This window comes from Streptomyces sp. NPDC001348, from assembly GCF_053597535.1.
In genome coordinates, this window is record NZ_JBSFIK010000012.1 from 69979 (window position 1) to 93434 (window position 23456).

The 23456-nt window shown below is 73.0% G+C and carries 21 protein-coding genes and 1 pseudogene; 15 read left to right on the forward strand and 7 right to left on the reverse strand.

What is annotated here, in order from left to right; genetic code table 11:
- The first annotated feature begins 97 nt into the window (after positions 1–97).
- From ACWC21_RS15360 to mug, 3 genes are all read left to right on the forward strand, one after another.
- Positions 98–1096, forward strand: a complete 999-nt coding sequence (locus ACWC21_RS15360) for an NADP-dependent oxidoreductase (RefSeq protein ID WP_450881876.1) — start codon at positions 98–100, stop codon at positions 1094–1096.
- A gap of 225 nt (positions 1097–1321) precedes the next feature.
- Positions 1322–2764, forward strand: a complete 1443-nt coding sequence (purB, locus tag ACWC21_RS15365; RefSeq protein WP_450881878.1) for an adenylosuccinate lyase — start codon at positions 1322–1324, stop codon at positions 2762–2764.
- Positions 2765–2808: 44 nt separating this feature from the next.
- The gene (gene mug, locus ACWC21_RS15370; protein ID WP_450881880.1) at positions 2809–3306 is read left to right on the forward strand and encodes a G/U mismatch-specific DNA glycosylase; all 498 of its coding nucleotides are present in this window, start codon (positions 2809–2811) and stop codon (positions 3304–3306) included.
- A 4-nt stretch (positions 3307–3310) separates the two neighbouring features.
- Here the strand turns inward: mug and ACWC21_RS15375 are convergent, their stop codons facing one another.
- The 3 genes from ACWC21_RS15375 to ACWC21_RS15385 are packed head-to-tail and all read right to left on the reverse strand — an operon-like array spanning position 3311 to position 5444.
- Entirely contained in the window at positions 3311–3754 is a 444-nt protein-coding gene (locus ACWC21_RS15375; protein WP_450881882.1) for a hypothetical protein, read from the reverse strand.
- A 41-nt stretch (positions 3755–3795) separates the two neighbouring features.
- On the reverse strand, positions 3796–4521 hold the full coding sequence (locus tag ACWC21_RS15380; RefSeq protein WP_450881884.1) for an ABC transporter permease: 726 nt from the start codon (positions 4519–4521) through the stop codon (positions 3796–3798).
- Between the two features lie 2 nt (positions 4522–4523).
- On the reverse strand, positions 4524–5444 hold the full coding sequence (locus ACWC21_RS15385) for an ABC transporter ATP-binding protein (RefSeq protein ID WP_450881886.1): 921 nt from the start codon (positions 5442–5444) through the stop codon (positions 4524–4526).
- A 108-nt stretch (positions 5445–5552) separates the two neighbouring features.
- Between ACWC21_RS15385 and ACWC21_RS15390 the strand changes: the two genes are divergently transcribed.
- From ACWC21_RS15390 to ACWC21_RS15400, 3 genes are all read left to right on the forward strand, one after another.
- Positions 5553–6710 carry a sensor histidine kinase gene (locus tag ACWC21_RS15390; protein ID WP_450881888.1) on the forward strand — a complete coding sequence of 386 codons (1158 nt, stop codon included), beginning with the start codon at positions 5553–5555 and terminating at the stop codon, positions 6708–6710.
- Positions 6711–6724: 14 nt separating this feature from the next.
- Positions 6725–7393 (forward strand): response regulator, encoded by a 669-nt coding sequence (locus tag ACWC21_RS15395; RefSeq protein ID WP_450881890.1) that lies wholly within the window; start codon positions 6725–6727, stop codon positions 7391–7393.
- A 149-nt stretch (positions 7394–7542) separates the two neighbouring features.
- Positions 7543–8700 (forward strand): ROK family transcriptional regulator, encoded by a 1158-nt coding sequence (locus ACWC21_RS15400; RefSeq protein ID WP_450881892.1) that lies wholly within the window; start codon positions 7543–7545, stop codon positions 8698–8700.
- Between the two features lie 44 nt (positions 8701–8744).
- Here ACWC21_RS15400 and ACWC21_RS15405 read toward each other — a convergent pair whose 3' ends face one another.
- Positions 8745–9506, reverse strand: a complete 762-nt coding sequence (locus ACWC21_RS15405; RefSeq protein ID WP_450881894.1) for a GntR family transcriptional regulator — start codon at positions 9504–9506, stop codon at positions 8745–8747.
- A 307-nt stretch (positions 9507–9813) separates the two neighbouring features.
- Here ACWC21_RS15405 and ACWC21_RS15410 point away from each other — a divergent pair, with 307 nt between their 5' ends.
- Complete coding sequence (locus tag ACWC21_RS15410; RefSeq protein ID WP_450881896.1) at positions 9814–10644, forward strand: alpha/beta fold hydrolase; 831 nt, start codon at positions 9814–9816, stop codon at positions 10642–10644.
- Positions 10645–11169: 525 nt separating this feature from the next.
- Here the strand turns inward: ACWC21_RS15410 and ACWC21_RS15415 are convergent.
- Positions 11170–11580: pseudogene (locus tag ACWC21_RS15415) on the reverse strand (hypothetical protein); the annotation flags it as partial.
- On the opposite strand from ACWC21_RS15415, the gene pdxR reads away from it, so the two are divergent.
- From pdxR to ACWC21_RS15430, 3 genes are all read left to right on the forward strand, one after another.
- Positions 11571–13001 (forward strand): MocR-like pyridoxine biosynthesis transcription factor PdxR, encoded by a 1431-nt coding sequence (pdxR, locus tag ACWC21_RS15420; protein WP_450881897.1) that lies wholly within the window; start codon positions 11571–11573, stop codon positions 12999–13001. The pseudogene ACWC21_RS15415 and the gene pdxR overlap by 10 nt on opposite strands.
- A 152-nt stretch (positions 13002–13153) precedes the next feature.
- Positions 13154–14737, forward strand: coding sequence for an alkaline phosphatase D family protein (locus ACWC21_RS15425; RefSeq protein ID WP_450881899.1), 1584 nt, complete (start codon positions 13154–13156; stop codon positions 14735–14737).
- Positions 14738–14930: 193 nt separating this feature from the next.
- Positions 14931–16388, forward strand: coding sequence for a GNAT family N-acetyltransferase (locus tag ACWC21_RS15430; RefSeq protein WP_450881901.1), 1458 nt, complete (start codon positions 14931–14933; stop codon positions 16386–16388).
- Positions 16389–16442: 54 nt separating this feature from the next.
- On the opposite strand, the gene ACWC21_RS15435 is transcribed toward ACWC21_RS15430, so the two are convergent.
- Positions 16443–17648 (reverse strand): trans-sulfuration enzyme family protein, encoded by a 1206-nt coding sequence (locus tag ACWC21_RS15435; RefSeq protein ID WP_450881903.1) that lies wholly within the window; start codon positions 17646–17648, stop codon positions 16443–16445.
- 60 nt (positions 17649–17708) lie between these two features.
- Here ACWC21_RS15435 and ACWC21_RS15440 point away from each other — a divergent pair, with 60 nt between their 5' ends.
- From ACWC21_RS15440 to ACWC21_RS15460, 5 genes are all read left to right on the forward strand, one after another.
- A complete protein-coding gene (locus ACWC21_RS15440; RefSeq protein ID WP_450881905.1) occupies positions 17709–18203 on the forward strand; it encodes an Lrp/AsnC family transcriptional regulator in 495 nt (164 codons plus the stop codon).
- A gap of 32 nt (positions 18204–18235) precedes the next feature.
- On the forward strand, positions 18236–19927 hold the full coding sequence (locus tag ACWC21_RS15445; RefSeq protein ID WP_450881907.1) for a DUF885 domain-containing protein: 1692 nt from the start codon (positions 18236–18238) through the stop codon (positions 19925–19927).
- Between the two features lie 135 nt (positions 19928–20062).
- Positions 20063–20305, forward strand: coding sequence for a ferredoxin (locus tag ACWC21_RS15450; protein ID WP_450881909.1), 243 nt, complete (start codon positions 20063–20065; stop codon positions 20303–20305).
- The gene (locus ACWC21_RS15455) at positions 20295–21683 is read left to right on the forward strand and encodes an NAD(P)/FAD-dependent oxidoreductase (RefSeq protein ID WP_450881911.1); all 1389 of its coding nucleotides are present in this window, start codon (positions 20295–20297) and stop codon (positions 21681–21683) included. Before ACWC21_RS15450 ends, ACWC21_RS15455 begins: the two co-directional genes overlap by 11 nt.
- Positions 21684–21721: 38 nt before the next feature.
- Positions 21722–22957, forward strand: coding sequence for a cytochrome P450 (locus ACWC21_RS15460; protein ID WP_450881913.1), 1236 nt, complete (start codon positions 21722–21724; stop codon positions 22955–22957).
- 17 nt (positions 22958–22974) lie between these two features.
- Here ACWC21_RS15460 and ACWC21_RS15465 read toward each other — a convergent pair.
- Positions 22975–23456, reverse strand: a 482-nt coding sequence (locus tag ACWC21_RS15465) for an immunity 21 family protein (RefSeq protein WP_450881915.1), incomplete at its 5' end; no start/stop codon positions are given.

Below are 23456 nucleotides of genomic sequence, written 5' to 3' on the forward strand. Positions count from 1 at the left end.
TCCAGCTCGCCGTGTGCACCACCCAGATTGAAGTACGCTCATAATTCAAATAACCGCCGGTCCCCGTGGGCCGGATGAGTCGGGAGAGCAGGCGGATATGAAAGCCTTCGTCGTCGAGCGCTATCGCAAGGACGGCCTTCGGGTCACCGAGGTAGCGGAACCCCAGCTGGACGACAGTGACGTCCTGGTCCGCGTCCACGCCGCCGGCGTCAACCCGCTGGACTCGAAGATCCGGAACGGGGAGTTCAAGCTCATCCTGCCGTACCGTCCACCGTTCACGCTCGGGCACGATGTCGCAGGCGTCGTCAGCCGCGTCGGACCCGCGGTGCACCGGTTCAAGGTGGGCGACGAGGTGTACGCCCGCCCTCGCGACCACCGCATCGGGACCTTCGCGGAGTTCATCGCGATCGACCAGGACGACGTCTCGCTCAAGCCGACGTCGCTGTCCATGCCGGAAGCCGCAGCGGTGCCCCTGGTCGCCCTCACCGCATGGCAGGCCCTCGTCGAGCGGGCCGACGTGACCGCCGGCCAGAAGGTCCTCATCCACGCCGGCTCCGGCGGCGTGGGCACGATGGCGATCCAGCTCGCCAAGCATCTCGGCGCCACCGTCGCGACGACAACGAGCACCGCGAACGCGGACTGGGTCAAAAGCCTCGGCGCCGACATCGTCATCGACTACAAGCACGAGGACTTCGCCACCGTACTCACCGACTACGACGTCGTACTGGACCCCCTGGGCGGCCAGACGCTCGCCAAGTCGCTGACGGTGCTGAAGCCCGGCGGCCTGGCGATCGGCATCAGCGGCCCTCCGGATCCCGCCTTCGCCCAGCAGATCGGAGCCTCATCGCTGCTGCGTACGGCCATGACCCTGCTGAGCCGACGCATCCGGCGGCAGGCCAAGCGGCGGGGCGTTCGGTACTCGTTCCTGTTCATGCGGGCCGACGGGACACAGCTGGGAGAGCTGACCAAGCTCATCGAGGCCGGGCACCTGCACCCGGTCGTGGACCGGGCGTTCCCGTTCGACGCGACGCTCGACGCGATCGCATACGTCGACCAGGGCCGCGCCAAGGGCAAGGTCGTCATCACGCTCGACTAGCTTTGCCCGCACGTGACGACACGCGACCGCGGCCGCCGGTGAAGCCGACCACAACCGGCCTCCAGCCCGTCGCGAGCCGCGAGATGTGCGCCCCCTTGCCGTGCCCGCCCGAGGGTCCGGGGGCGTGACGCCCCGGACGGCGGCGGACGTGACGGCCGTCTCGTAGCTTCCGCCGAACAGGCCCGTGGGGCTGGCCTGCACGAATCGCCAGTAGAATCCGTACACGTGACTTCCGCTCCCGCCAAGCCCCGTATCCCGAACGTCCTCGCCGGACGCTACGCCTCCGCCGAGCTCGCCACGCTCTGGTCGCCCGAGCAGAAGGTGAAGCTGGAGCGGCAGCTCTGGCTCGCCGTGCTGCGGGCCCAGAAGGACCTCGGGATCGAGGTTCCCGACGCGGCGCTCGCCGACTACCAGCGTGTCCTCGACACCGTCGACCTGGCTTCCATCGCGGAGCGCGAGAAGGTCACGCGGCACGACGTGAAGGCGCGGATCGAGGAGTTCAACGACCTCGCCGGGCACGAGCACGTGCACAAGGGCATGACCTCCCGCGACCTGACGGAGAACGTCGAACAGCTGCAGATCCGGCTCTCGCTGGAGCTGGTGCGCGACCGCACGGTGGCCGTGCTGGCCCGGCTGGCGAAGCTGGCCGCCGAGTACGGCGAGCTGGTCATGGCCGGCCGCTCCCACAACGTGGCCGCGCAGGCCACCACCCTCGGCAAGCGCTTCGCGACCGCCGCCGACGAGCTGCTCGTGGCGTACGGCAGGGTCGAGGAACTCCTCGGCCGCTACCCGCTGCGCGGCATCAAGGGCCCGGTGGGCACCGCGCAGGACATGCTGGACCTGCTGGGCGGGGACGCGGGCAAGCTCGCGGAGCTGGAACGGCGGATCGCCGGCCACCTGGGCTTCTCCCAGGCCTTCACCTCGGTCGGCCAGGTCTACCCGCGCTCCCTGGACTACGAGGTCGTCACCGCGCTGGTGCAGCTGGCCGCCGCGCCGTCCTCGCTGGCCAAGACCATTCGGCTGATGGCGGGCCACGAGCTGGTGACCGAGGGCTTCAAGCCGGGCCAGGTCGGTTCCTCCGCCATGCCGCACAAGATGAACACCCGCTCCTGCGAGCGCGTCAACGGCCTGATGGTCATCCTGCGCGGGTACGCCTCCATGACCGGCGAGCTGGCGGGCGACCAGTGGAACGAGGGCGACGTCTCCTGCTCCGTGGTGCGCCGGGTCGCGCTGCCGGACGCCTTCTTCGCCCTGGACGGGCTGCTGGAGACCTTCCTGACGGTGCTCGACGAGTTCGGCGCGTTCCCGGCGGTCGTCGCCCGTGAGCTGGACCGCTACCTGCCGTTCCTGGCCACGACCAAGGTGCTGATGGGGGCGGTGCGGGCCGGGGTCGGCCGCGAGGTCGCGCACGAGGCCATCAAGGAGAACGCCGTCGCGACGGCGCTGGCGATGCGTGAGCAGGGCGCCGAGCGCAACGACCTGCTGGACAAGCTCGCCGGCGACGCGCGCCTCCCCCTGGACCGGGCGCAGCTGGAGCGGCTCATGGCCGACAAGCTGTCCTTCACCGGCGCGGCGGCCGACCAGGTCGGCGTCGTCGTCGCCCGGATCGAGGAGATCGCCAAGCAGCACCCGGAGGCCGCGGGTTACACCCCGGGGGCGATCCTCTGACCCGCTTCACCCAGGCGGAACTCGAGGCCGCCCGCGACCGTCTGGTGCCGGACGTGGTCGCGGACGGCCTCCACGTCCTGTTCTGCGGCATCAACCCGGGCCTGATGACGGCGGCCACCGGCCACCACTTCGCACGGCCCGGGAACCGCTTCTGGCCGGTACTGCACCTGTCCGGGTTCACGCCCAGGCGACTGAAGCCGGCCGAGCAGCGGGAGCTGCTGTCGTACGGACTCGGCATCACGAACGTCGTGGCGCGGGCGACGGCGCGGGCCGACGAGCTGACCGCACGGGAGTACGTCGAGGGCGGCCGGCTGCTGGCGGCGAAGGTGGCACGGCTGCGGCCGAGGTGGCTGGCCGTGGTGGGGGTGACCGCCTACCGGGCCGCGTTCGGCGACCGTACGGCCCGGGTGGGGCCGCAGGAGCGGACGATCGGGGACACGCGTGTGTGGGTGCTGCCCAACCCGAGCGGTCTGAACGCGCATTGGACGGCGGCGACGATGGCGGAGGAGTTCGCACGGCTGCGGGAGGCGGCGCAGGGCTGACGGGTCACGGGGGGTCTGTGTCCGTGACCAGCGCGAGCAGCTGGAACGGCAGCTCCCTGTCCCACTGGGAGACACCGAGTGCGACCCAGCGGTCCGTCTCCGGCGACTGCCACAGGTGCAGGTCCGGCACATGGGCGCTGAGCGAGGCCCACGGCTCGGGTATGTCCTCGCCGCTCTCCGTGCGCACGAGGACACTGACCAGGCTGAAGACCTGCGGAGGTCCCCAGCGCCGGGTCAGCCGCTCGCTCAGGCCGTCCCTGTCGAACTCGTACTGTTCCTCGGTCCTTTCCCGCTCCGTCCCGTCGTCCTCCCAGAACTCGCCGCTCGTCTGTAAGGCGACGACGTGATAACCCGGCCCCCCGGTGCCGACGTCCGTCCTGCCGTACTCCGCGGGAAAGTCCCTCGAGCACAGCAGTTCGATGGTGCCGAGGTACTGCGCGATGTCCATGTGACCCAGTAAAACGCCGGCCACTGACAATTGGCGGGGCGTCAAGCGTCCCGGTGGCGCAGGCTCCAGGCCCCCGCTCCGAGCGCCGTGGCCGTCCAGAGGGCGGTCACCGCGAGGCCCGTCCACGGCCCCAGGGTCCCGTCGTACGAGTGGTGCATGACCACCTGCCCGGCCCGGTCGGGCATGAAGTCGGCCGCGCCGCCCGCCGCGAACCCGAGCACGAAGGGGACGACGAGCAGCAACGGGCTCAGGATGGAGAGCGTGACCACGCCGCTGCGGAGCAGGACCGTGAGACCGGCCGCGAACAGGGACATGAGCATCAGGTAGATCCCGCAGCCGACGACACCCCGCACCTGCTCGCCGACGGTGAGCCCGCCCGCCGCGGCGCCGAGGCCCGCGCGGGCCGCGAGGAGCGCGGCGCAGGCGGTCACCAGTCCCACGGCAAGGACCGGTGCGGCGATGGCGGTCACCTTGGCCGTGAACCACCGTCCACGCTGTGGTACCGCGGCCAGCGACAGCCGGAGCCGGTCCTGCTGGAACTCCGACGACACCGCCATGGCACCGAAGGAGACCGCGGCGATCTGGCCGGGCAGAACGCCCGACAGTGCCGTGAACATCGGGTCGAACTCGGGTCCGGAGGTGTCGGAGCCCCCGGCCAGCGCGGAGAACGCCGTGGTCACGGCGAACAGCGCCAGCAGCGTTCCGCACAGCGGTCGCAGGGTGCGGATCTTGATCCACTCGGAGTGGAGCACGGGTGCGAAGGACATGGTCAGGCCTCCTGGCGCTGTGCGGTGAACTCGGCCTCGGCGGCCGTCAGGTCGAGATAGGCCTGCTCCAAGGTGCCCTCCTGGGCGGCGAGTTCGAGGACGGGGACGCCCGCGGCGGAGGTGAGGCGTCCGATGTCGTCCACGCGTGCGTGGGGCACGGTCCAGTGGCCGTCCTCGTGCTCCACGGCGTCGTGGGCGTGCCGGGCGAGGACGTTCCTGAGGGCGGCGGGATCGGTCGTTCTGATCCGCACGCTCGGCTGCACGCGGGCGTGGATGAACTCCCGCATCGGGGTGTCGGCCAGCAGGCGGCCCCGGCCGAGGACGACCAGGTGGTCGGCGAAGGACGCGGTCTCGTTCATCAGATGACTGGAGACCAGCACCGTGCGCCCCTCCTGCGCCAGCCGGCGCAGCAGCTCCCGGATCCAGACGATGCCTTCCGGGTCGAGGCCGTTGGACGGCTCGTCGAGCAGGACCACCGCGGGATCGCCCAGGAGCGCCGCGGCGATGCCGAGCCGCTGGCGCATGCCCAGGGAGTACGTCCTGACCCGGCGGTGTGCCACCGAGGCCAGGCCCGTCTCCTCCAGCACCTCGTCGACCCGGCGCACGGCGATGCGGTTGCTCGCCGCCAGGGCTCGCAGATGATCGCGGCCGGTGCGGGAGCCGTGCGCGGCCTGCGCGTCGAGGAGGGCGCCCACGTGGCGCAGGGGTTCGCGGAGGGTGGCGTAGGGCCGGCCGCCGATCGTGGCAGAGCCGGAGGTCGGCCGGTCCAGGCCGAGCACGAGCCGCATGGTGGTCGACTTTCCCGCGCCGTTGGGGCCGAGGAAACCGGTGACGCGGCCGGGGAGGACACGGAAGGTCAGATGGTCCACGGCTCGCCGGGTGCGGTACTCCTTGGTGAGGTCTTGGACGTCGATGCTGGTCATGGCAGCAGCCTGGCCGCCGATCACCGGCCTGGGCCTCCCCCACCGGTGGAGATCGTCTCCCCCGCGCGGGGGAAGTGCGCTGTCGGCGGCGGCTGGCACGATGACCGGATGGCCCGCCTTCTGCGCCCGTTGCTCCGGGGGACGACGTACACCCGCCTGCTGCACCTGTGGGTGCCGATGCTGATCGTCAGCGTGTGGCTGTTCATCGACTCGTCCCGGCCGTGGGTGCCCGCGCCGGCCCTCGTTCCGGTGGGGCTGCTGATCCCGGGTGTGCGCAGGGGCGAGGGGGTGCAGGCCCATCTGCTGCTGACGCCGGGTGAGGAGGACTCGGGCATCTCCACGGCCCCGTCGGCGACATGGCGTGACCGGTTCCGCACGGTGCTGTGGCTGGAGACGCGAATGGCGCTGTCGGTGGCCGCCACCTTCGCCTGCGTCTGGCTGCCGGTCCTGGCCGTGGACCTGACCCGCACGGCGCTCGGGCGCGCACCCACGGACGATCCGCTGCTGCCGGTCTCCGAGCCCCACTGGGCCTACGGCTTGCTGGTCCCCCTGCCCCTGATCGCCCTGTACGCCGCCGTCGTCGGCCTGGGCGAGCTGGCCACCGCCCTCGCCCGCCGCCTTCTCGGCCCCTCCCCCGCCGAGCGCATCGCCGCGCTGGAGGAGCGCACCGATCTCCTGCTGGAGCGCACGCGCATCGCGCGCGAGCTGCACGACTCGATCGGTCACGCGCTGACCGTCGCCGTGGTGCAGGCGGGCGCCGCGCGCGCGGCCGGCGACCCGGCGTTCACCGACCGCGCCCTGGACGCCATCGAGGAGACCGGCCGGGCCGCGCTGGAGGATCTGGAACGCGTGCTCGGCATCCTGCGGGAGTCCGAGCGGCCGGTGAGCAGCCGCCCGACACTGACGGACGCGGATCGTCTGCTGGAGTCCGCCCGCGTCTCCGGAGCGAAGGTCCACGCGGAGTTCTCCGGTCCCCTGGAGACGGTCCCCGGGCCGGTCTCCCGGGAGGGGTACCGCATCCTTCAGGAGGCGCTGACCAATGTGCTCCGGCACGCGGGGGCCGTACCCGTCCGGGTACGCGTGCGGGTCGCCGACGGCGCGCTCGGGCTGGAGATCCGCAATCCGCTCACGGCCGGTGTCCCGGGGCCCGGCGTGGGCAGCGGTCTGCGCGGGATACGCGAGCGGGCGGCACTGCTCGGCGGCCACGCGCACACCGGCCCGGACGAAGGTGACTGGCAGGTGCATGCAAAGATCCCGTTGCGCTGATCTACGCTGGCGGGATGCCGGTCACCGTTCTCCTCGTCGACGACGAGCCCCTGGTCCGCGCGGGTCTGCGGGCCGTGCTGGAGGCCCAGCCCGACATCGAGGTCGTCGGCGAGGCGGCCGACGGGGCGGCGGTGATTCCGCTGGTCCGGCAGCTGCGGCCGGACGTGGTCGCCATGGACGTGCGGATGCCGTTGCTGGACGGCATAGAGGCCACGCGCGCGGTGCTGCGCACCGTCGACAGCCCGCCGAAGATCCTGGTCGTCACCACCTTCGAGAACGACGAGTACGTGTACGAGGCGCTGCGCGCGGGCGCCGACGGTTTCCTGCTCAAGCGGGCCCGGCCCGCGGAGATCGTGCACGCGGTGCGGCTGGTGGCGGCGGGTGAGTCGTTGCTGTTCCCGGCGTCCGTACGGCAGCTCGCCGCCCGGTACGGCGCCGACGACGACGGCGGCAACCGGGCCGCGCGTGCCGTACTGGAGCGGGCCCGGCTGACCGAGCGGGAGGCCGAGGTGCTGCGGCTGATGGCCCGGGGGCTGTCGAACGCGGAGATCGCCGGCTGGCTGGTGGTCGGCACGGAGACGGTGAAGTCGCATGTGAGCGCCGTACTGGCGAAGCTCGGGGCGCGCGACCGTACCCAGGCGGTGATCGCGGCGTACGAGTCGGGGTTCGTGGCTCCGGGCTGATCGGGCGGTAGGGCCGGCCGCAGGGCCCATGCGCCCTCGGTTGTCGTGCCCTGGGCACCGACGTCCGTCGCGGGCGCCCGGCTCTCGCCGGGGTGCGGTGCGCCGAGTACCATCCGCCCCACACGGCGCACGAGCTGGGAGGACGGACGGTGGCGCGGCTGACCGGCGGGGATCCCTCGCTGCTGCGAAGGATCAACTCCGCGGTGGTGCTGCACGCGCTGCGTGCCGCGGACTGCGCGACACTCACGGAGGTCACCCGGGTGACGGGGTTGTCCCGGCCCACCGTCGAGGGCGTCGTCGAGGGACTCATCGAGGCCGGCCTGGTCGTCGAGCAGGCGGCCGAGGAGGGTGCCGCCCGGCGCCAGGGCAGGCCCGCCCGGCGGTTCCGCTTCCGGGCCGAGGCCGGTCACCTGCTGGGGCTGGAGATCGGGGCGCACCGCGTCGCCGTGCTCCTCGCCGACCTCGACGGACGCATCCTGGGCTCGCAGGCCAAGGAGGTCTCCGAGACGGCCGACGCGGACGAGCGCCTGGAGCGGCTGCGCACCGCGGTGGCGGAGCTGCTGCGGCGGGCCGGGATAGCGCGGAGCTCGCTGCGGGCGGTGGGGGTGGGCACACCGGGGATCGTGGAGGCCGACGGCACGATACGGCTGGGCACCGCGCTGCCCCAGTGGACCGGTCTGCGCCTGGGCGAACGGCTCAGCCGCTCCTTCAGGTGCCCGGTTCTGGTGGAGAACGACGCCAACGCCGCCGCGGTCGCCGAGCACTGGAAGGGCGCGGCGGCCGAGTCGGACGACGTCGTGTTCGTGCTGGCCGGGCTGAGTCCGGGCGCCGGTTCACTGATCGGGGGGCGGCTGCACCGGGGCTACGGCGGGGCCGCCGGTGAGATCGGCGCGCTGCATCTGCTGGGCCGTGAGGCGACGCCGGAGACGCTGCTGTCCACCACGCACGAGCCGTTGCACCCGCTGGACGAGCAGGCCGTCGCCGAGGTGTTCGCGCTCGCGCGCGAGGGCGACCGGCGGGCCAGGGCAGCGGTCGACCGGTTCATCCAGCGGCTGGTGCACGACGTCGCGGCGCTGGTCCTCGCGCTCGATCCGGAGCTGGTGGTGATCGGCGGCTGGGCGGCCGGACTGGACGGCGTCCTGGAACCGCTGCGCCGCGAACTGTCCCGCTACTGCCTTCGGCCGCCCGGGGTGGCACTGTCCCTGCTCGGGGAGGCTGCCGTGGCGACGGGTGCCCTGCGGCTCGCCCTCGATCACGTCGAGGAGCAGTTGTTCGCGGTCGAGGGCACGGTGACGGCGCGCCGGTGAGGGCCCGCCGGAGACCGGCGGGCCCGGGGACCTGGCAGAGGGACCTAGGAGGCCTGGCGCTCCGGTCCGTGGTGTATCTCCACACCGCCGGAGTCGCCGAAGGTCAGCCGGCAGGTGTCCGCGCGGTAGGTGGCGACGGAGACCGCCGCGGTGCGGCCCTGGGCGAAGAAGCGGGTGGTGACGACGAGGACGGGGGCGCCGGGCAGCCGGTCGAGTTCCCTGGCGTCGTCCGCGCGGGCCGAGCCGAGCTCCACGGCGCGCTCCTGGCCCTCCAGCTCCAGGTGCTGCAGCTCGCGCAGGACGGCACGCGCGCGGGCGGGTCCGGAGGGCGCGTCGATCCCGGACAGGTCGGGCACCGAGGACACCGGGACGTAGAGCAGCTCGGCGGCGACCGGCTGGCCGTGCGACATACGGGAGCGGCGCACGACGTGCACGGACTCGTCGTGGCCGGCCTCCAGGGCGGTGGCGACGGCGGCGGGCGGCGCGTCCTGAGCGCAGTCGACGGGCTGCCAGGCGTCACCGGGGGCGCCCGGCCAGGCCTGCTGCTCGGTGCCGACGTCCACACCCACGCGCGGGGGTGCCACGGTGGTGCCGACACCGCGCCGGCGCTGGAGGCGGCCTTCCAGCTCGAGCTGCTCGAGGGCCTGGCGGAGCGTGGCGCGGGCGACGCCGAACCGGGCGGCGAGGTCGCGCTCGTTCGGCAGGATCTCGCCCACGGCGAACTCGGAGTCCAGTGCCTCACTGAGCACGGTCTTGAGGTGCCAGTACTTCGGTTCCGGCACCGATTCCAGCTGCGTGGTCCCCACCCTGTCCTCCGCGATCGCCGTGGTCGGCGGCGTTTTAGCGCCCTTGTTTATTAAAGGTTGTTGCACTTATCTGCGACGATAAGGCGGCCCCCACCCCTGGTCAAGACCAATCCTCGTTCCCACGGACAACGCGGAGGTGTCCGCCGGGGTGCTGTCGCCCGTGTCCGACGCGAACGATGTACGCCTCCGGTCGCGCCGGCTGCTGCGGCGCAGGATCGGGACCGCTGGGGGCTACCCGTCGGTAGCGATCGCTGACAGTCTGTCTGCGCACGGCGTCCGCCGACGAGCCCAGACGAGGAGCAGCACCATGTCCGCCACCGTCTCCTTCCCGGTCCCCACACCGCACGGTCCGCGGACGGTGACCGTCTCCTACGCGCGTGTGGGCAGCGGCGAGCCGCTGCTCCTGCTGCACGGCATCGGTCACCACCGGCAGGCCTGGGACCCGGTGGTGGACGTCCTCGCCACCGAGCGCGAGGTGATCGCCGTGGACCTGCCCGGTTTCGGCGCGTCGCCCGGACTGCCGGACGGCCTGGCGTACGACCTGTCGACGACGACCGCGGTGTTCCGTGGCTTCTGCGAGGCGCTGGAACTGGAGCGTCCGCATGTCGCGGGCAACTCGCTCGGCGGCCTGATCGCCCTGGAACTCGGCCGCGAGAAGCTCGTACGGTCCGTCACGGCCCTGTCGCCCGCCGGGTTCTGGTCCGGGGCCGAGCGGATCTACGCCTTCGGCGTCCTCACGGCCATGCGCCGGATATCCCGGCGGCTGCCGGTGCCACTGGTCGAGCGGGCCGCACGTACGGCGGCCGGCCGGGTGGCGCTGACGAGCACCATCTACGCCCGGCCCACCCGCCGTTCGCCCGAGGCCGTGGTCGCCGAGACACTGGCGCTGGCGAACGCCACCGGGTTCGACGACACCCTCCGGGCCGGTACGGCCGTCCGGTTCACCGACGACCTGCCCGGCGTTCCCGTCACCGTGGCCTGGGGTTCGAGCGACCGGCTGCTGCTGCCCCGTCAGGGTGTCCGGGCCAAGGGCATCATCCCCAAGGCGCGGCTGGTGCGGCTGCCCCGCTGCGGTCATGTCCCGATGAACGACGACCCGGCGCTGGTCGCACGCGTCATCCTGGACGGCAGCCGCTGACCGGCGCGGAAGGCGGGCCAGGGCACCCGAGCCCAGGGCGACCCCGGCCCCCACGAGCGCGCTGCCCGCGGCCTGGGCGGCCCCGTAGGAGCCCGTGCCGACGAGCGGCGCGGTGCAGGCGGCGGCCACCGGGATCAGCCCGGAGAAGAGCGTGGCCCGCTCCGCGCCGATCCGCTGCATGCCCGTGTACCAGCAGACGAAGCCGACGACCGTGACGACCGCCGCCTGCCACAGCAGCGCGACGCACTCTCCGGTATCGGGCCGGCGCAGCCATCCGGCGCCGTCGGCGACCACTCCGGTCAGGGCCGCCTCGACGGCGGCGACGCCGCACACCGTGGCGGACAGCAGCCGGGGGCCGAGCGGCCGCAGGACCGGCACGGCGAGGACGGCGAACCCCACCTCCCCGGCCAGCGCGCACGCCGAGAACGCGATCCCCGCGGCGTCGGTGCGTCCCCACCCCTGGACGGTGAACGCGCCCACGGCGACGAGCCCCGCCCCGTACAGCACGGCCGGCCGGGGACGCCGTCCGTCGAGGAGCGGCACGAGGACCGCCACCGCCACGGGCGCGCACCCGACGAAGACCCCTGGAACCGCCGGCTCCGCACTGCGTTCGGCGGCGATGACGGCGAGGTTGAAACCGACCATGCCCACCGCCGCGAGAACCGCGAGGCGGATCCACTGACGGCGTGCCAGCCCGCACAACGGTGTGCCTGCGCCCCGGCCGGCGAGCGGGAGGAGCAGCAGACAGGCCAGGGCGTAGCGCAGGAACTGGCCGCCCGCGTAGGGGTAGTCGCCGAGAACGCTGTTGGCGGTGAAGGAACCGCCGACGAGGACGCAGGCGAGCGCGGCGAGAAGGCCGCCGCGGGTGGTGGAGTTCATGACGGCGACGTTAGGAAGCCGCGCGGTCCGGTTTAAGGTCCAGTCGCATGACGTCATCGGGGACCAATCCGGGCGGGCTCGTCGGCTCCGCCGCGTGGGAACTGCTGCTGCCGGCCGCCTCCGCACCGGCACGCGCGCGCGGCCGCTCGTTGCAGGCGGCGCTGCGCGAGGCGATCCGCTCGCGCCGCCTGGCGGCGGGCACACGACTGCCGTCGAGCCGGGACCTCGCGGCCGATCTCGGTGTCTCGCGCGGGCTGGTCACCGAGGCGTACGAGCAGTTGGCCGCCGAAGGGTATCTGCGCACCGGCCGGGGCGCCGGTACCTGGGTGAGCGGGGCCGTACGGGCCGCCACTGCCCGCGCGCGTGATCTGGCGCCGCGCGCGCCGGGCGCGCGCGCCGACTTCGTCCCCGGAACACCGGACCTGTCGCTGTTCCCGCGCACCGCCTGGGCCGCCGCGCAGCGCGCCGTCCTGGCCGAGCTGCCGCACCAGGACCTCGGCTACCCCGACCCGCGCGGGCTGCCGCGCCTGCGCACGGCGCTCGCCGGACTGCTGACCCGCCGCCGGGGCGTGGACGCCGACCCGGAGCGGATCGTGGTGGTCTCGGGGGTCGCCCAGGCCGCCACCCTGCTCGGCTCCGTGCTGCACGCGCGCGGGATACGGGCCATCGGCGCGGAGGACCCGGGCAGTCCGCAGCACGGCGCGCTGTACGCCTCGGCCGGCCTGACCCCGGTGCCGCTGCCGCTGGACGCCGAGGGGCTGGCGGTCGGCCCGCTGCGTGCCTCGGGCGTACGGGCCGTATCGACGACCCCGGCCCACCAGTTCCCCACCGGCATCGCCTACTCCGCCCGGCGCCGCACGGAACTGCTCGACTGGGCGCGGTCCGTGGACGGTCTCGTGCTGGAGGACGACTACGACGGCGACTTCCGCTACGACCGGGCGCCGGTCGGCGCGCTCCAAGGGCTCGACCCCGACCGGGTCGCCTACACGGGATCGGTCAGCAAGTCCCTCGCTCCCGGTCTGCGGCTGGGCTGGCTGCTGGTGCCGCCGGGGCTGGCCGACGAGGTGGTGGAACGCAAACGGACCATGGATCTGGGACATCCGGTCCTCGACCAGGCGGTGTTCGCACGGTTCCTGGAGCGCGGCGACTACGACCGCCAGCTGCGCCGCTGCCAGCGCGCCTACCGCGAGCGGCGCGACACCCTGGTCGCCGCGCTGGAGGAGTGTTTCCCGGATGCGCGGGTGTCCGGGATCGCCGCGGGGCTGCACGCCATCGTCGAACTGCCCGAACGGTACGGGCCCGAGGAGAAGTGCACCGCTCTGCTCGCCGCGGCCGGTGTCACGGTGCGGCCGCTGGGGGCCTGCGGGGCCGAGCGGCCGGACGCGCGAGGGGTGCGGCTGGTCCTCGGGTACGCCCAGTCGGCCCCCGCGCGGATCCGCGAGGGCGTCGAGCTGATGGCGGAGGCGCTCGCCGCCTGAAGGCCCGCGGCCAGATCAACGACCTTCGAAATCGCACACCGGTTCCCCTCCGCTCGCGGCCCGTTGTTCACCCGCGGTTTGCGTGCGCGCTGCGGCGCGCCAGTAGTTGTGGCACTGCACACCGGCCGGATCCCGCCCCTGGAGGCCCCCTCATGTCCCACCGACCCTTCCCGGGCCGCCGCAGCGTACTGCGTGGCTCCCTCGCCGCGTCTGCGGCCCTGACCCTGCCCACCGCCGTCGGTGCGGCTCCGGCGTTCGCCCTGTCCGGGCGCCCCGAGGCGGACTGGGGCGTGCAGGCGGGTGATGTGACGACCGACTCCGGTCTGGTGTGGGTGCGTTCGGACCGCCCGGCCCGCATGATCGTCGAGACCTCGGCCACCGAGTCCTTCCGCAACCCCCGCAGATGGCACGGCCCGCTGCTCGGCGCGGACAGCGACTTCACCGGCACCACCCGGCTGCACGGGCTGCCCTCCGGGGAGCAGGTCCACTACCGCGTACTGCTCGCCGACCCGGACGACCCGCGCCGCACCGGAGCCCCCGTGACCGGTACCTTCCGCACCGCTCCCGCCCGGCGGCGCCAGGACGTGCGCTTCGTCTGGTCCGGCGACCTGGCCGGACAGGGCTGGGGCATCAACGAGTCGATCGGCGGCTACCGCATCTTCGACGCCATGGCGAAGCTCGACCCGGACTTCTTCCTGTGCAGCGGCGACAACATCTACGCGGACGGCCCGATCTCGGCCACCGCCACGCTCCCGGACGGCAGCCCGTACCGGAACGTCACGACCGAGGAGAAGTCGCACGTCGCCGTGACACTGGCCGACTTCCGGGGCAACTTCCGCTACAACCTGCTGGACGCGGCGCTGCGCCGGTTCAACGCCCAGGTGCCCAACGTCATCCAGTGGGACGACCACGAGGTCCGCAACAACTGGTACCCGGGGGAGGTCATCGGCGCCGGCACCCCCTACCCGGCCGGCACGAGGCTCGACGACCTCGCACTGCGCTCCCGGCGGGCCTTCTCGGAGTACTTCCCGATCTCCACGATCAGCGGGCGTCCCGACGGCAGGGTCTACCGCGTCGTCAACCACGGTCCGCTGCTGGACGTGTTCGTGCTCGACATGCGGACCTACCGCGACGCCAACTCGCCCGACGACCAGACCACCGACCCGCAGGGCATCCTCGGCCGCGAGCAGCTGGAGTGGCTGAAGCGGGAGCTCGGCCGGTCGCGTGCGCTGTGGAAGGTCATCGCCGCGGACATGCCGCTCGGCCTGGTCGTGCCCGATGCGGTCGAGGGCAGGGCGAACTTCGAGGCCGTCGCCCAGGGCGACCCGGGCGCGCCGCTCGGCCGGGAGCTGCAGATCGCCGAACTGCTGCGGTTCATCAAGCACCGGCGGATCACCGGCACGCTGTGGCTGACGGCCGACGTCCACCACACCTCGGCCCAGCACTACGACCCGTCGCGGGCCGCGTTCAAGGACTTCGAGCCGTTCTGGGAGTTCGTCTCCGGCCCGCTCAACGCCGGCGCCTTCCCGGCCAGCGCGCTCGACGGCACGTTCGGCCCCGACCGGGTGTTCGTCAAGGCACCGACGGCCTCCAACGTGTCGCCGGCCGAGGGATACCAGTTCTTCGGCGAGGTGGACATCGACGGCGACAGCGGTGAACTGACCGTCCGGCTGCGCGAGTACGACGGCACCGTGCTGTTCACCCGGGTACTGCAGCCCGGCCGGGTCGGCCAGTGACTCCCGTACCCTCGTCACCTGCGCCGCGCACCGGAGTCATCCCCCGGTGCGCGGTGCGCCGTCCCGCCTCCGCCGGGACGAGGCCGCCGTATGACCAGTCATAGAAAAAGCAACAAAAAGGACAGATCGTCGCTTTACCCATCAGTCACAATGCGTTCGTGATCACGCAACACCGTTCCTTCACAGTGGGTGCATGACTCGAGACATGTTCGATGTGAAGCGTGCGAAGGACGGGCGCCCGGTGCACCACTGGCGACGGGACATCGTCGAACTCGCCGCCCTGTTCGCGGCCGTCGCGGTGGCGGACGTGACGGCCGACCTGGTCGGGCACGGGCCGGACGGCCCGGCGCTGCTGGTGATCTCGGCGATCGCGCTGGCGGCGACCGCGGGCTTCCACGTCTGGTGGGCAAGGCGCCACGGCCACGCACCGCCGGCCGGTGATACCGGTGCCCGGCCGTCCACCGAGGCGCGGCAGGCCGGGCCGTCCGCCGAGTCCGCGGCGACACCCGAGGCCGTGGCCGGGGCGAGCGCGCTGTGGCGGATGCGGACGACGGTGAAGGACCAGCCGGGGTCGCTGGCCGCGCTGTGCACCGCGCTGGCCGGTCAGCGGGTCGACATCCTGAGCCTGCAGACGCACCCGCTGGCCGAGGGCACGGTGGACGAGTTCCTGCTGCGGGCTCCCGGCGGGCTGGCGGCAGCGGAGATCAGCCGGGCGGTCTCGCTGGCCGGGGGCGCGGGCACCTGGATCGAGCGGGCCGACGCGCACGATCTGGTGGACGCGCCGACCCGGGTGCTGGGGCTGGCGGCCCGCACCGCGCTGGACGCGGCGGAGCTTCCGCTGTCCCTGCGTCAGTTGCTGGGGCGGTGCACGATCCGTTCCCTGCCCGCCGCCCCGGTCGGAAAGGGGCGCGGCCCGGCCGCCGTACCGGTCGAGGGGGTGCTCGAGGACACCGTCATGCGGTTGCGGGCACCGGAGGGCGGAGTGATCACCGTGGAGCGGCCGTACCTGCCCTTCACGCCGACGGAGTTCGCGCGGGCCCGGGCTCTGGTGGAGCTGGACGCCCGGCTCGGCCCGCGGGTCCCGCGCGGCCAGGACCTGCTGACCCTGCCGGAGGGCGACGCCATCACCGTGCGCCGGGCCGACACCCGGGACCTGGCTGCGGCCCGGGCGATGCACGAGCGCTGCTCGGCGCGGACGCTCGGCATGCGTTACCACGGGCCGGTCGCCGACGCGGACCGCTACCTCAACCACCTGCTCAGCCCCCGCTTCGGCCGGACGCTGGCCGTCGAGACCGCGTCGGGACGCGTCGTCGGCCTCGGCCACCTGCTCTGGGACGGCGACGAGACGGAGGTCGCGCTGCTCGTCGAGGACGACTGGCAGCGGCGCGGCCTCGGCGGCGAGCTGCTGGGCCGGCTGGTGGCGATGGCGGTCGAGGCGGGCTGCGAGAGCGTGTACGCGGTGACGCAGGCGTCCAACACCGGCATGGTCGCCGCGATGCGCGGGCTCGACCTGCCCCTCGACTACCAGGTCGAGGAGGGCACACTCGTCATCACGGCCCGTCTGGACGCCACCCCGGTCGTCTCGAGGCTGCCGTACGACGGCGCGGCCGCACATCAGCAGCCGCCCGCCGTGCGGATCGCACGGGACTGACGCCCGGCCCGGGGAGGCGGTCCGCCGGGCCGGGCGTCGGCGCAGGTCAGCGCGTCAGCCCACCGCCTGCCGGTGTCCCGCCCGGGCCGGATCCCCGGCTCCCGCTCCGAGCGCCCGGTCCAGGTCCGTCCACAGGTCCTCGACGTCCTCCAGCCCCACCGACAGCCGCAGCAGCCGGTCGCCCACCCCGGCGCCGCGCCGGTCCGCGGCGTCGACGATGCGGTGGCTGATGGACGCCGGGTGCTGGATGAGGGTGTCGACGCTGCCCAGGCTCACGGCCGGCGTGATCAGCCGCACCCGGCCGATGACCTCGTGGGGGTCGCCGTGCACCTCGAAGGCGATCATCGCGCCGCCGAGACGCGGGTATCGGACCCGGGCCACCCGTGGGTCGGCTGTCAGGCGCCGGGCCAGTTCGGCGGCGTTCGCGGAGGCGGCCCGCACCCGCACCGGCAGCGTGGACAGCCCCCGCAGCAGCAGGTAGCCGGCCAGCGGGTGCAGCACGCCGCCGGTGGCGAACCGGATCTGCCTCAGCCGCCGCGCGAACTCCTCGTCGCAGGCCACCACGCCCGCCAGCACGTCACCGTGCCCGCCCAGGTACTTGGTGGCGCTGTGCAGCACCAGCCGGGCGCCGTGTTCCGCCGGGCGCTGCAGCACGGGGGTGGCGAAGGTGTTGTCCGCGAGCAGCGGCACACTGCCGCAGGCGTGGGCGATCGCGCGCAGGTCGAGTTCGGCGAGGGTCGGGTTGGCGGGCGACTCCACCATCACCAGCCCGGTGTCGGGGCGCAGCGCGTCCGCGATGCCGGCCGGATCGGTCCAGGTCACCTCCGTGCCGAGCAGACCGGCGGTCAGCAGGTGGTCGCTGCAGCCGTAGAGGGGGCGCACGGCCACGACGTGGCGCAGACCCGTCGAGCCGCGGGCGAGCAGGACGGCGCTCAGCGCGGCCATGCCGCTGGCGAAGGCGACCGCCGCCTCGGTGCCCTCCAGCCGGGCCAGGGCGGTCTCGAACCGGGCCACGGTCGGGTTGCCCAGCCGCCCGTAGACCGGCGGGCCGACGGGTTCGGCACCGTCGTCGGCGAATGCGTCGATGCGGGCGGCCTCGCCGCGGCTGTCGTAGGAGGGGTAGGTCGTGGACAGGTCGATCGGCGGGGCGTGCAGTCCCTGCCGGGCGAGGTCGTCACGGCCGGCGTGCACGGCCTCGGTGGCGAGTGCTCTCGACGCGGTGCGCGCGTCGTCGTGTGCGCGGATGCTCGCTGGGTCCATGGGCGGAAGAGTGAACACTGAACGGGCCGGCAGCGTCGTACTCCGTGTTACGTTCGGGCCATGGCCGAATCCGTCGTACTGGATCCGGTCGATCTGCATCTGCTGCGGCTGCTGCAGAACGACGCCCGGACCACCTACCGTGACCTCGCCGCGCAGATCGGTGTCGCGCCCTCCACCTGTCTGGACCGGGTGACCAGGCTGCGCCGCTCGGGCGTGATCCTCGGCCATCAGTTGCGGCTCGACCCGGCGAAGCTGGGGCGCGGGCTGGAAGCGCTGCTGTCGGTGCAGGTCAGACCGCACCGCCGGGAGCTGGTGGGGCCGTTCGTGGAGCGGATCCGGGCGCTGCCGGAGTCACGGACGGTGTTCCATCTGACGGGGCCCGACGACTACCTGGTGCACGTCGCGGTCGCGGACATGGCGGACCTGCAGCGGCTGGTCCTGGACGAGTTCACGGCGCGGCGCGAAGTGGCCCGTGTGGAGACCCGGTTGATCTTCCAGCAGTGGGACTGCGGACCACTGCTGCCACCCCGCACGCCCTCAGCTGAATCGGGGTGACGCGGACATCGGTGCCATACGAGGATGACCGCATGTCTGAGACGAACAGCCCGCTGCCCCGCGAGGTCGCCGACGCCTACGTCGACGAGCTCATCGCCCTCGATCCGGTCCTCGGCACCTACCTCGGCGTCAAGGAGAGTTCGAGCAGGCTGCCCGACTTCTCACCGGCGGGCCAGGAGGCCCGTGCGCGGCTGGCGCGGGCCACGCTCGCCCGGCTGGACGAGGCCGAGCGCCTGCCCGGCGCGGACAGCGACCAGGAGCGCCGCTGCGGACGACTGCTGCGCGAGCGTCTCACCGCCCAGCTCGCGGTGCACGACGCCGACGAGGGCCTGCGCGAGGTCGGCAACATGGGAACGCCCGGGCACGCGGTCCGGGACGTGTTCAGCGTGACGCCGGCGCAGACGGACGAGGACTGGGCGGCGATCGCCGAGCGGCTGCGCGCGGTACCGGCGGCGCTGGCGGGCTACCGCGAGTCCCTGGCGCTCGGTCTGGAGCGCAAGCTGTACGCGGCGCCGCGTCCCACCGCCACGTTCGTCGAACAGCTCACCGAGTGGTCGGACGCGGACGGAAAGGGCCGCGGCTGGTACGAGGACTTCGCCGCGGCGGGTCCCGAGGCGCTGCGTGCGGAACTGGACGAGGCCGCCCGCGCGGCGACCGCCTCCCTGGTGGAACTGCGCGACTGGATGCGGGACGTGTACACACCTGCTCTCGAGGGTGCGTCGAACACCGTGGGCCGCGAGCGCTACGCCCGCTGGGCGCGCTACTACAACGGCACCGACCTGGACCTGGACGAGGCGTACGCGTACGGCTGGGCCGAGTTCCACCGCATCCTCGGCGAGATGCGGCAGGAGGCCGAGAAGGTCCTGCCGGGCGCCGAGACGCCGTGGGCGGCGCTGGCGCACCTGGACGAGCACGGCAGGCACATCGAGGGCGTCGACGAGGTCCGCGAGTGGCTGCAGGGCCTGATGGACCGGGCGATCGAGGAGCTGGACGGCACGCACTTCGAACTCGCCGAGCGGGTGCGGAAGGTGGAGGCACGCATCGCACCGCCCGGCGGCGCGGCGGCCCCCTACTACACGGCCCCGTCGCAGGACTTCTCGCGCCCCGGCCGCACCTGGCTGCCGACCATGGGGCAGACCCGGTTCCCGGTGTACGACCTGGTCTCGACCTGGTACCACGAGGGGGTGCCGGGTCACCACCTGCAGCTGGCGCAGTGGGCGCACGTGGCCGAGGACCTCTCCCGCTACCAGGCGTCGATCGGCGGGGTCAGCGCCAACGCGGAGGGCTGGGCGCTGTACGCGGAACGCTTGATGGACGAGCTGGGCTACCTCACCGATCCCGAGGAGCGGCTGGGCTACCTGGACGCGCAGATGATGCGGGCCGCGCGGGTGATCGTCGACATCGGCATGCACCTCGAGCTGGAGATCCCCGCGGACTCGCCGTTCCACCCCGGTGAGCGCTGGACGCCCGAGCTGGCGCAGGAGTTCTTCGGCGCGCACAGCAGCCGGCCGGCGGACTTCGTGGAGAGCGAGCTGACCCGCTACCTCACCATCCCGGGGCAAGCGATCGGCTACAAGATGGGCGAGCGCGCCTGGCTGCTGGGCCGGGAGAACGCCCGCAGGCGGCACGGTGAGGCGTTCGACCTGAAGGCCTGGCACATGGCGGCCCTCTCCCAGGGCTCACTGGGCCTGGACGACCTGGTGGACGAGCTGTCCCGGCTCTGAGCACGGGCCCTCCCCGAGGTCCCGCGCCCCGGGGAGGGCCCAGGTCACCCGATCGGCGCCTCCCCGCGCGCGGGGCCTCGCCGCGGCTTCCATGCTGGCCTGCGAGAACCTGGCCACCGGAAGGGCGGAGCGTCGATGAGGCTCGTCGTGGATCTCAACAAGTGTCAGGGGTACGCGCAGTGCGCGTTCCTCGCGCCCGACGTGTTCGCCATGCACGGCGAGGAGTCGCTGATCTACAACCCGCAGCCCGCCGAGGTCCAGCGGGAAGGACTGGCCCGGGCCGTCGCCGCCTGCCCGGTGCAGGCGATCACGGCCGACGGTCTGGACGGCACGGGTGCGCTTGCCGCGGCCGGCCGGGAGACGTCCGATGGCCGCTGACTACCTGGACCGGCTCAGGCGCGAGGGCCGCATCGTGATCGTGGGCGCCTCGCTGGCCGGTCTGCGGGCCGCCGAGACACTGCGCGCCGAGGGTTTCACCGGTGAGCTCACCCTGATCGGTGACGAGCCCTACGAGCCGTACGACCGGCCGCCGCTGTCCAAGGCCGTCCTGCTGGGCAGGGCGACGCCGCAGCACACCGAGCTGCCCCACCGCTGGGAGATCGACGCGAAGTGGCGGCTGGGGGTCGCGGCGACGGGACTCGACCTGACGGCCAAGCGGGTGCGGCTCGCCGACGGCGACGAGGTGGAGTACGACCGGCTGCTCATCGCGACCGGTGTCCGCGCCCGGCCCTGGCCCAAGGAGGAGGAGAGCCGCCTGGACGGCGTCTGCCTGCTGCGGACCCGCGAGGACGCGGCCGGGCTGTACCGGCGGCTGAAGGCCGGGGCCCGCCGGGTGTTCGTGATCGGTGCCGGGTTCACCGGTTCGGAGATCGCCTCGGGCTGCCGGGAGATGGGCCTCGCGGTCACCGTCGCGGAACGCGCCGGCGCCCCGCTGGTGGGCGCCCTCGGCGGGGTGATCGGCGCGGTAGCCGCCGACCTGCAGCTGGAGAACGGCGTGGACCTGCGCACCCATGTCACGGTGACGGCGCTGGAGGGGGACGCGGTCGGCAGGGTGCGGGCCGTCCATCTGTCCGACGAGAGCACCGTCGAGACGGACGTGGTGGTGGTCTCGCTGGGTTCGATGCGCAACACCGAGTGGCTGACCGGGTCGGGGCTCGGCGCGGGGCCCCGGGGCATCGCCTGCGACGCGGGTTGCCGGGCCTTCGACTTCCGGGGGATCGTCACCGACGACGTGTTCGTCGCGGGTGACGTGGCGCGGTCCCCGCACGCGCTGTTCGGCTACCAGTTCCTGTCGCTCGAGCACTGGGGCAACGCCCTCGCCCAGGCGGAGACGGCCGCGCACAACATGATCTGCCCGGGCGCCGAGCGGCGTCCGCACCTGTGGATGCCCGCCTTCTGGTCGTCCCAGTTCGGGGTGAACATCAAGTCGGTCGGGGTGCCGCCCATGGGTGAGCAGCTGATGATCACTCAAGGGTCGCTGGCGGAACGCCGCTTCGTCGGCGTCTACGGCCACCAGGGCCGGATGGTGGCCGCGGTGAGCTTCGACAACACGCGGTGGCTGGAGTTCTACCAGCGGCAGATCGAGCGGGGTGCCCCGTTCCCGGTGGAGTTCCAGACCGTGGACCGGCGCCCCGAGGGCCGGCCGGTGCCGGCCGACTTCCCCGACCCCTCGCTGCCGACCCATGGCCCCACCGTGACCCTGAGCGGCTACTCACCGGCCGACCAGCGTCTGGTCTTCACCCCCGGCCGCCACTGAGCGGCCGCCCGGCACCCTCACCTTCCTAGGGACCCGCCATGACGCACGCCCCGCTCCTGCGCCAGATCACCGACTACGCCAATCGCGCCGACCCGTATCCGCTGTACGAGGAGCTCCGTAAGACCCCGGTGCTGCAGGAGGAGGACGGCGGCCCGTACGTCATCAGTTCGTACTGGGACATCGAGAGCCTGCTCCACGACCCGCGGATCAGCTCGGACGCCTCCAACCTGGCCGCGGCCGGCGACGACGAGCTCTCCGGGACCGAGCAGACGGGCCTGCCGCCGAGCTTCATCCGGCTGGACCCGCCGGAGCACGACCGGCTGCGGCGGATCGCCAACAGCTCCTTCGGCCCGCCGCACCGCCCCCACCGGATCGACTCCCTGCGCGGCGATCTCGCCCGGATCGTCACCGACCTGATCGACGGCTTCGGGGACGCCCGGGAGATCGACCTGGTCGACCAGTTCGCCTACCCCTTCCCGGTGACCGTGATCTGCCGGCTGCTCGGGGTGCCGCGCGAGGACGAGCCGCGTTTCCGCGCCTGGGTGGACCCGCTGGTCGCCAGCCTCGACCCGGACACCCGGCAGGGCGCGAGCGCCGAGTTCAAGGAGTCCGCGCAGAAGGCGCGGATGGAGCTCGGCATGTACCTGGCCGGCCTGGTCGAGCAGCGGAGCAAGGAGCCGCAGGACGACATGCTGTCCGACCTGGTGAACAGCCGCGGCCCGGACGGCGCCATGACGATGATGGAGGTCCTGAGCACGGCCGTGCTGCTGCTCATCGCGGGCCACGAGACGACCGTCAACCTCATCACCAACGGCATGCTCACGCTGCTGCGCCACCCGCGGATCCTGGAGCGGCTGCGCGACGACCCGGCCCTGTCGGTCAAGGTCGTGGAAGAACTGCTGCGCTACGAGCCACCGGTGCAGCTGGTTCCGCAGCGCACCTGCATCGCGGACATCGAGGTACGGGGGGTGACCATCCCCAAGGGTTCGCGGATCTGGCTGGTCCTCGCCGCCGGCAACCGGGACCCGGAACGCTTCCACGAGCCCGACCGGTTCGACCCGGACCGCGAGGACATCCAGCACCTCGGTTTCGGCAGCGGCATCCACAGCTGCTTCGGCGCTCCGCTGGCGCGGCTGGAGACCCAGCTGGCACTGTCCGAGCTGGCCCGGCGGCTGGACAATCCGCGTCTCGTCGAGGATCCGCCGCCGTACCGGCAGAACGCGGTGCTGCGCGGACCGCGCCATCTGCGGATCGCCTTCGACGGTCTGCGCTGACCGCCGGCCGGGCAGGCTCAGTCCGCGAGCCGTCTGAGCTGCACCAGACCGACCCAGGTCTCCGGTCCGGGCTGGGCGTACGTGGCGCGCACCGAGTACGGGCCCGGTTCCAGCGGGACGCGCAGGTGTTCGGCGCCCTCGGCCGCGTCGCCCGGCCAGGCGGAGTCGAACAGCACCACCGGGCCCGGCACGTTCCAGCGGATCTCGTGGTCCCACACCGCCGCGTCGAGCGCGGCGGGGACGCCTGCCAGCAGCTCCCGCTCGGAGTCGGCCGCGGACCAGCGCACGAAGGTGCCGTGGTCGGGCAGGTAGGAGGTGGAGGCGGGTTCGTCACCGAAGACGAGGGCCGCGCTGTCGCCGACGGGGAGCAGACCGACGTAACCGTCGACCTCGCACGCGCGGTCGTAGTCCGTGGCGAGTTCCTCGCTGTCGGCGCCCGCCCAGAACGGCAGGACCGTCTCCGGTACCGCTATCAGCGGGCCGCCGCCGGACTCCACCC

Coding starts and splice junctions, on each gene's coding strand:
- ACWC21_RS15360 (WP_450881876.1), top strand. CDS start 98: ATGAAAGCCTTCGTCGTCGAGCGCTATCGCAAGGACGGCCTTCGGGTC.
- ACWC21_RS15375 (WP_450881882.1), bottom strand. CDS start 3,754: ATGGACATCGCGCAGTACCTCGGCACCATCGAACTGCTGTGCTCGAGG.
- ACWC21_RS15380 (WP_450881884.1), bottom strand. CDS start 4,521: ATGTCCTTCGCACCCGTGCTCCACTCCGAGTGGATCAAGATCCGCACC.
- ACWC21_RS15385 (WP_450881886.1), bottom strand. CDS start 5,444: ATGACCAGCATCGACGTCCAAGACCTCACCAAGGAGTACCGCACCCGG.
- ACWC21_RS15390 (WP_450881888.1), top strand. CDS start 5,553: ATGGCCCGCCTTCTGCGCCCGTTGCTCCGGGGGACGACGTACACCCGC.
- ACWC21_RS15395 (WP_450881890.1), top strand. CDS start 6,725: ATGCCGGTCACCGTTCTCCTCGTCGACGACGAGCCCCTGGTCCGCGCG.
- ACWC21_RS15410 (WP_450881896.1), top strand. CDS start 9,814: ATGTCCGCCACCGTCTCCTTCCCGGTCCCCACACCGCACGGTCCGCGG.
- pdxR (WP_450881897.1), top strand. CDS start 11,571: ATGACGTCATCGGGGACCAATCCGGGCGGGCTCGTCGGCTCCGCCGCG.
- ACWC21_RS15425 (WP_450881899.1), top strand. CDS start 13,154: ATGTCCCACCGACCCTTCCCGGGCCGCCGCAGCGTACTGCGTGGCTCC.
- ACWC21_RS15430 (WP_450881901.1), top strand. CDS start 14,931: ATGACTCGAGACATGTTCGATGTGAAGCGTGCGAAGGACGGGCGCCCG.
- ACWC21_RS15435 (WP_450881903.1), bottom strand. CDS start 17,648: ATGGACCCAGCGAGCATCCGCGCACACGACGACGCGCGCACCGCGTCG.
- ACWC21_RS15440 (WP_450881905.1), top strand. CDS start 17,709: ATGGCCGAATCCGTCGTACTGGATCCGGTCGATCTGCATCTGCTGCGG.
- ACWC21_RS15445 (WP_450881907.1), top strand. CDS start 18,236: ATGTCTGAGACGAACAGCCCGCTGCCCCGCGAGGTCGCCGACGCCTAC.
- ACWC21_RS15450 (WP_450881909.1), top strand. CDS start 20,063: ATGAGGCTCGTCGTGGATCTCAACAAGTGTCAGGGGTACGCGCAGTGC.
- ACWC21_RS15455 (WP_450881911.1), top strand. CDS start 20,295: ATGGCCGCTGACTACCTGGACCGGCTCAGGCGCGAGGGCCGCATCGTG.
- ACWC21_RS15460 (WP_450881913.1), top strand. CDS start 21,722: ATGACGCACGCCCCGCTCCTGCGCCAGATCACCGACTACGCCAATCGC.